The sequence below is a fragment of the Muricauda brasiliensis genome, from assembly GCF_003057865.1.
Classification (GTDB): Bacteria; Bacteroidota; Bacteroidia; order Flavobacteriales; family Flavobacteriaceae; genus Flagellimonas; species Flagellimonas chongwuensis.
This window is the reverse complement of the sequence record NZ_QBTW01000001.1, coordinates 423,491-429,729: the sequence shown is the minus strand read 5'-3', so window position 1 is coordinate 429,729 and position 6,239 is coordinate 423,491. Positions and strand designations below refer to the sequence as shown.

The following is a 6,239-nucleotide window of genomic DNA, read 5'->3' as shown; positions in this document are numbered from 1 at the left end:
TGATCTCGGCATTGTCATCGGCCTTGGCCTGATCGATGTACTTGGCCAGTTTGTCAAAGGACCCTTCGTGGATCACAGCGGTGATAAAATTGCCCATGTCCTCCGGGGAACCCGGTTTGTTGAAGGAGGCGATGTCCTTTTTGACCAGTTCCAGAATCTCATCGGCAGTGGACTTTGGCAGGTACACCCGTGATGCCGCACTACATTTCTGTCCCTGGAACTCAAAGGCCCCACGGCTGATGGCCGTGGCCACTTGTTGCGGTTTGGCCGTCGGGTGCCCGATAATGAAATCCTTCCCGCCGGTCTCGCCTACGATCCGCGGATAAGTTTTGTACTTATGGATGTTGTTCCCGATCTGCTTCCAAAGGTTCTTGAACACGTTGGTGGAACCGGTAAAATGTATGCCCGTAAAGTCGGGGCTGTCCAGAACGGTATCGGATATCATAACGGGGTCCCCGTAGACCACGTTGATCACGCCGTCGGGCAGTCCTGCCTCCTTGAAGACATCGACGATCACCTTGGCGGAATAGATCTGGCTGTCGCTGGGCTTCCAGACCACCACGTTGCCCATCATGGCCGCACTTGCGGGAAGGTTCCCCGCAATGGCGGTAAAGTTGAACGGGGTGATGGCATATACGAAACCTTCCAATGGACGGTACTCGACCCTGTTCCATATCCCTTCGGAGGATTCCGGCTGTTCGCCATAGATCTGTGCCATGTACTCAACGTTGAACCGTAGAAAGTCCACGATCTCACAAGCGGAATCGATTTCGGCCTGATAAATGTTTTTGGACTGGGCCAGCATGGTGGCGGCGTTCATCTTTTGGCGGTATGGCCCCGCGATGAGCTCGGCGGCCTTAAGGAAGATGGCGCATCGCTGTTCCCAAGTGATGTTCGCCCAGGCTTCCCTGGCTTCCAGACAGTTGGCGATGGCCTGTTCCACGTGGGTCTTCTCGGCCAAGTGGTAGTGTCCCAGAATGTGCTTGTGGTCGTGCGGGGGCGACATGGGCCTGGTGTTGCCCGTTCTTATTTCTTCGCTTCCGATGTAAAGCGGGATATCCACTTCACTGTCGTAAAACGCCTTGTATTGTTTTAGTACTTCTTCTCGCTCGGGAGTGCCCGGTGCGTAGCTTTTGACCGGCTCATTTATAGCGGTCGGAACATGAAAAAATCCTTTTCCCATACTTGATTAAATTAATTTTTAAATATTTATTTTACAGTTGAAGCAAAGTTACTAAAAGGGATATCCAAATTAAACTTTATAGGGCATCAATTGAAGGTCAAAGTCTTTATTTTTAGCGGAAAATCGGGGATGCAATGAATTTATTTTGTAATTTGTTGGTGTAATAAATTATGACAGTAAAAACCTTTCAATTGATTGGCCTCAATTGGTTTTTTCGGTCAGGGTAAATCGAAATCAAACTAAATATGACACTGCAGAAAAACACCACCTAAGAATATTCTTTTACTTAGGGTATTCAAATTTTAAAAAATAAAGGTTTAGATGTCACAATACTTATGTATTGATGAATCATTACTTGGTGCTTTGTACCTCCGTATTGCATCAAGTTTGCAATGCCGATGTTCGGTACTTGGTAACTTGTGAAAAATTTTAAAAAACCAACCAAAATTCAACCTTATCAAATGAAAAATCAATTTTTGATATTGCTCTGTATGGCAATATCCTTTTCGTCCTTTGGACAACGAAAAAAGCCGGGCAGCGGTATAAATGAGCGCCTCTACGAGTCGATGGAATATAGAAATATTGGGCCCTTCCGTGGAGGAAGAGCAACAACGATAGAAGGCATTCCCGACGACATATTCACCTATTACATGGGGGCCACTGGAGGTGGTGTATGGAAAACCGAGGATGGTGGCGAAACTTGGGGTAACATTTCCGATGGCTACTTCAATACTACCGGAATCGGTGATATTACCGTAGCTCCATCTGACCATAATATAATCTATGTAGGAACGGGTGAATCCTGTATTCGGGGTGTAAAAACATCTCATGGAGATGGTATGTACAAATCCTTGGACGCGGGAAAAACATGGGAACATATTGGCCTTAAAGAGACACGGCATATTGGAGAAGTTTATGTTCACCCTACCAATCCGGACAAAGTTTATGTCGCCGCACAAGGTAATCCATGGGGAACGGATGAATATCGGGGATTGTACCTATCAGAAGATGGCGGGAAGTCCTGGGAAAAAATTCTGTATGTTGATGATCATTCAGGAATTGTGGATATGACGGTTAGTGAATCCGACCCCAATTTTATGATGGTAACCTCTTGGGATTTCCAAAGAAAACCTTGGGTTGTACAGAGTGGCGGCGCTGGAAGTAAAGTTTTTAAAACTACCGATGGTGGCAAAACTTGGAAGGAAATCAATAAAGGATTGCCAAAGCTCAAGGGAAAAATGGGCATCGATATTAGTCCGGCCAATCCAAACGTGGTATACATGGCCATTGAGGCTAAAGAACGCGAAGGTGGGGTGTATCGCTCCAACGATGCAGGTGAAACATTTACGCAGACCACGAACGATGCAACTACCTATGCCAGGGCATGGTACTACATGCACATAATTGCCGACCCCAATGATGAGGATGAGCTATGGGTAATGAACAGTCATGCCATGAAATCCATTGATGGGGGTAAAACCTTTACTGGTAACCCGGGGAGCCATGTAGACCATCACGATATGTGGATCAACCCAAACAACAGCGCCGTGATGGCCAATGCCAATGATGGTGGAGCATCCATAACTTTCAATGGGGGAAAAACCTGGTCTACCGTAATGAATCAACCCACTGGACAATTTTACAGGGCCATAACGGATAATGGTTATCCTTATAGGGTATATTCAGGGCAACAGGACAATAGTACCATTGCCATTGACAGTCGTGTTATGGACAATGGTATTGGACAGATGCACTGGGATATTATGCGAGCGGGTGAATCGGCCACTGTAGCGTTGGACCCGAACAATCCACGTTACGTGTACTCAACCTATTTTGCAAGTAATTTTGTGGAATGGGACCGTGATATCGACAATACACGGATGGTTCGCCCGTATCCGGAAAGAATAAGCGGGGAACAGCCCAAAAACCTTAAACTTAGGGCCAATTGGAATGGACCGGTAATGGTTTCTCCCCACAATCCAAATGTAATTTATTATGGTTCCCAATACATTATGAAATCCACCGATAGGGGGGTAACATGGGAAACCGTAAGTGAAGATCTTACCAGAAACAATAAGGACCATCAAGGAAAAGGTGGAATACCCATTTCCAACGAACAGATTACCGCGGAGAGCTATAACAATATATTCAATATTGAAGAATCTCCTGTTAGGGAAGGTGTGGTCTGGGCAGGTTCCGATTGTGGCCTGGTGCACGTAACCCAAGATGGGGGCGCTACATGGACCAATGTCACGCCAAAAGGTTTGGAGGAAGGTATCATAAATGTAGTGGAACCCTCGCCTCACGATGCCGGCACAGCTTATTTTGCTATGGCCGGTTATAAGATGAACAATTTTACCCCACAGATATATAAAACTACTGACTACGGAGCATCCTGGGAAAAAATTGTAAATGGAATCCCGGAGGACACTTTTGCCAGAACGGTTAGAGAGGATCCGGACAGAAAAGGATTGCTGTATGCTGGCACGGAAACAGGAATGTTCGTGTCCTTTAACGATGGTAAACAATGGCATTCGCTACAGAACAACCTCCCAGAAGTACCTATAACCGATTTGAGGGTACAACGTAAGGATTTGGTGGTCACCACACAAGGTAGGGCCATTTGGATTTTGGACGACCTTACACCCTTGCATCAAATTTCTGAAGATATGGCCACCGCAGATCACTTTTTGTACCGACCCAACGATACCCACGCCGAATTATCGGTTGCTTATAGTTCCGATGGCAGTGGTCAAAACCCTCCAAAAGGAGTTCAAATCCATTACGTGAACAACAAAGAAGTTTCTGCGGATACAAAAATGTCCTTGGAGATACTGGACAGCAAAGGCAAGGTAATCCATGCTGAATTCACCAATGTTGAAAGAACTGAATGCGAGAGCCTGATTAAGCCACAATTAAAAAAGTCAATCGGAACACACCGATATAAGTGGAACATGCGGAAAGGAATGTTCGATTGCCTAACTGAACTGTATACCACCAATCGAGATTTAAGTGCTTATGATGCGGCTCCCGGTGATTATAAAGTAAGATTGACCATTGGTGATGTTGTTATGACCCAAGATTTTGCCATCACTATTGACCCACGAATAAAGATGAGTATTGATAATGTGGAAGAGGCATATGTGGAACGCGACGGAATTTTCAAATCAATTTATAGAGCAGGTACCGAAATGACCCAAGGGGTAAGGGACCTAAGAAAGGTAAAGCAACAGTTGAAATTTGTGATGGAAGAATCGGATTCGCCGGAATTAAATGCCAAAGGAAAACTCCTCGAAGAGCGAATTGATGACTGGATAGCGAAAATCCTGCAAAAGGAAATGCGGACCTATCAAAGCAATTATATGTTCGAGGCCAGATTGTTGATCAAATACAAAGACTTTCTAAACCGTATTGGGAAAGGAAACCTGCCCGTTACCGAAGGGGTTAGAGATGTGACTAAAGATTATCTTGATCAATGGAACAAACTAAAAACCGATTTACAGTTTATAAAGAGCAAAGAAGTTGCTGAATTCAACCAGCTTATTGCAAATACAGGGCTTCCCCAGATTTATACCCCTTAATCAATTTTTGCTTCATAGTTGTGTGTTTAGTCGAGAAGGCCCCTTTGTTGGGCCTTCTTTTTTGTTTTGTATACATTCTGATGATTGTTTTGGATAGAATGGAATGTTTTGATAAGGTTATTAAACCAGTTTAAGTAAAATCTGTTGCGATAACCGTAATTTTGAATAAAAGGTTATTGGAATGGAAAACAAGCAAAAAGTTGTGGTCGTAGGAGGGGGATTTGCAGGTCTTGAACTTATCAAGGGATTGGGCAATTCCAAAAAATACGATGTCATTTTGGTGGACGTAAACAACTACAATTTTTTTCCTCCATTGATTTATCAAGTATCAACAGGTTTCATGGAACCTTCCGCAATAAGTTATCCGTTTCGAAGAATCCTTCGAGATAAAAAAAATGTTCGTTTTCGATTGGGCAGTTTGGAAAAAGTAGTGCCTTTGGAGAACAAAATAATCTTGAGCAATGGCGAGTTGCATTATGATATTCTGGTGATGGCCACTGGGGCGGAAAGCAACTTCTTTGGAAACAGGAATATCGAAAAATATAGTCTTCCGATGAAGACTATCAGCGATGCATTATCCTTACGTAATACTATTCTAACACGATTAGATCGTGCCACCCGTTTGCAAAAAGCAGAGGCGCGTAAACATTTGTTGACCTTTGTAATTGCAGGGGCAGGCCCTACGGGTGTTGAATTATCAGGAATTTTAGCTGAGATGAGTTCTTCAATCCTAAAAAAAGACTATCCTGAACTAGATAGGGAAGATCTAGGAGGTATTTATTTGATCGATGGTCAAAACGCAGTATTATCGGCTATGTCCATCAAATCACAGAAATACACGCATAAAAAGCTTGAACAATATGGAGTTAAAATTAAATTGAACACCTTCGTAAAAGACTTTGACAATGAAAAAGTATTGTTGTCCGACGATACAGAAATCTTTACCAAGAACCTGATTTGGGCCGCAGGAGTCTCCGCAAAGACTTTTGATGGATTCCACAAAGAAAGTTATGGCAAGGGCAATCGTTTAAAAACAAATGGGATCAATCTGGTAGAAGGCTATACAAACGTTTATGCTTTGGGAGACTGTGCGCTAGTATCGGGCGACGAGGCATTTCCTAATGGACATCCGCAATTGGCGCAACCAGCAATACAACAGGCCGAAAACTTGGCCAAGAACTTGGAAAGGAAAGATGGGAGTTGGCAGAATTTTACCTATAAGGATAAGGGGTCTTTGGCCATTATAGGCAGAAACAAGGCCGTTTTGGACATTCCTGGTCAAAATTATTCCGTCAAAGGATTTTTGGCTTGGCTTATTTGGATATTTGTCCATATCATGGGCTTGGTCAATTTTAAGAACCGAATGCGTGCGTTTGTTGACTGGATCGGATATTATATCCACAGAGATCAATACTTCAGAATGATCATTAAACCTAAGGAGCGAGAAGTTTAAAAGTCGCATAGCATTTAAAATG

Annotated in this window: 3 protein-coding genes; 2 read left to right on the top strand and 1 reads right to left on the bottom strand. The window is 43.7% G+C overall.

Annotated features, from left to right (window positions below):
* Positions 1 to 1,183: aldehyde dehydrogenase family protein (locus DCK90_RS01720; RefSeq protein ID WP_108244433.1), on the bottom strand; the 1,183-nt coding region annotated here is incomplete at its 3' end.
* A 461-nt stretch (positions 1,184 to 1,644) separates the two neighbouring features.
* On the opposite strand from DCK90_RS01720, the gene DCK90_RS01715 reads away from it, so the two are divergent.
* Together DCK90_RS01715 and DCK90_RS01710 are read left to right on the top strand one after the other, a co-directional pair.
* Positions 1,645 to 4,764 (top strand): WD40/YVTN/BNR-like repeat-containing protein, encoded by a 3,120-nt coding sequence (locus DCK90_RS01715; protein WP_159075734.1) that lies wholly within the window; start codon positions 1,645 to 1,647, stop codon positions 4,762 to 4,764.
* A 181-nt stretch (positions 4,765 to 4,945) separates the two neighbouring features.
* Positions 4,946 to 6,217, top strand: a complete 1,272-nt coding sequence (locus DCK90_RS01710) for an NAD(P)/FAD-dependent oxidoreductase (RefSeq protein WP_108244431.1) — start codon at positions 4,946 to 4,948, stop codon at positions 6,215 to 6,217.
* Positions 6,218 to 6,239: the final 22 nt, after the last annotated feature.

Excerpts from the sequence above, each read along its gene's own strand:
- DCK90_RS01710 (WP_108244431.1), top strand. The coding sequence starts at position 4,946 with ATGGAAAACAAGCAAAAAGTTGTGGTCGTAGGAGGGGGATTTGCAGGT.
- DCK90_RS01715 (WP_159075734.1), top strand. The coding sequence starts at position 1,645 with ATGAAAAATCAATTTTTGATATTGCTCTGTATGGCAATATCCTTTTCG.